The sequence below is a fragment of the Shinella granuli genome, assembly GCF_004341885.1.
Taxonomy (GTDB): Bacteria; Pseudomonadota; Alphaproteobacteria; order Rhizobiales; family Rhizobiaceae; genus Shinella; species Shinella granuli.
The window spans coordinates 1-1,068 of sequence record NZ_SLVX01000095.1 but is presented as its reverse complement, the minus strand read 5'-3'; the positions used below and the strand labels follow the sequence as shown (position 1 = coordinate 1,068).

Sequence of the window (1,068 nt, the reverse complement as noted above, 5' to 3'; positions counted from 1 at the left end):
TCGCTTTGCGATGCGAAAAGACCGCACGGAATTTCCGCTCGATCGTCAGCTTCGCCGCCGGCCTATGCTTGCTCAAATTCGTCCACACGCCCTAGCATTGGGTAACGAAGGGGAGTGAAGTAGTGATGCCAAGACACGGCCTTGTTCATTTCGGAGTCGAACACCTGGTCATAGAAGCTGATCACCGCGTGATCTTCTTTGGTAACCTTGAGCAGAGAGAATCGCAGGTCGTGTTTCTTGCTGAAGTCTGCGATCCGTTTTGCTATCGGGATAAGGCGCCCTACACCGAGTTCGGCGGCGTGGATACGCCTGACGCCCAGTTCCTTCCTGAGCTCTGTCAGCAAGGGTTCAGCAATAACATCAAGATTGGCCGAGCAGCCGAGCACTCCATAGAACAGCTTGGGTTGGTTTGCGTCGAATAGGTTAAGACCGGTATTTCCGCTTTCATCGATGTAGTAGTACATGGCTTGTCCCAGGGTTTAGTCGTACCGCGGCAGTGGCGACACCGTAGTCAAAAGACAACGTCCAATCTCCGGTTTTTGCAACGGGTCGTTTTTGATCTTCGGGTTGCCATGGCGATCACGGCGCAGAAGATACAGGGTGCCGTCACCTTCTACGAGTGCGGTGAAATCCGTGAATACTTCCTCAGTAGAGTCTAGAACATCTGCTACAAGCGTATCAAAAGGTCTCGACTTGCTGTCCCGGCCAAGTTAGGACAAGGCTGTAGTCTCCTCCCTTGAACATCGTCATGACATCCTTACGCTGCTGGGGGTTCTCGATCCGGTGATCCCATTCGAGAATGTGGTCGAGCCGCGAAAAAGTGTCTTGGCGAAGATACGGATTCTTCCGACGAAACTCGGGATCTGCGGCGTGCTCCATCTGCACCCGGAAGGTGTTGCGGAGTGCGACGAACTCTGACACGGCCTCCTTGGCATGACGGTATCGCCAGTTTGAGGCTGACATCTCTCCGGCCAGATAGAGGTGGCTCGGTTTGTCTGAACAGCTTCGGGCGTTTCGCTAAGTGGATTTCCGCCTCGATTATGCCGCCACCATCATTGGTGTCAGCGC

At 54.0% G+C, this 1,068-nt stretch carries 2 protein-coding genes; both read right to left on the bottom strand.

The annotated features are described in order from the left end of the window. Positions 1-62: 62 nt before the first annotated feature. Entirely contained in the window at positions 63-464 is a 402-nt protein-coding gene (locus EV665_RS32145) for a hypothetical protein (RefSeq protein WP_133037282.1), read from the bottom strand. Between the two features lie 214 nt (positions 465-678). Then, positions 679-921, bottom strand: coding sequence for a hypothetical protein (locus tag EV665_RS32140; RefSeq protein WP_133037281.1), 243 nt, complete (start codon positions 919-921; stop codon positions 679-681). Positions 922-1,068: the final 147 nt, after the last annotated feature.

Bases quoted from the DNA above. Each gene is read 5' to 3' on its own strand.
- EV665_RS32145 (WP_133037282.1), bottom strand. From the start codon at position 464: ATGTACTACTACATCGATGAAAGCGGAAATACCGGTCTTAACCTATTC.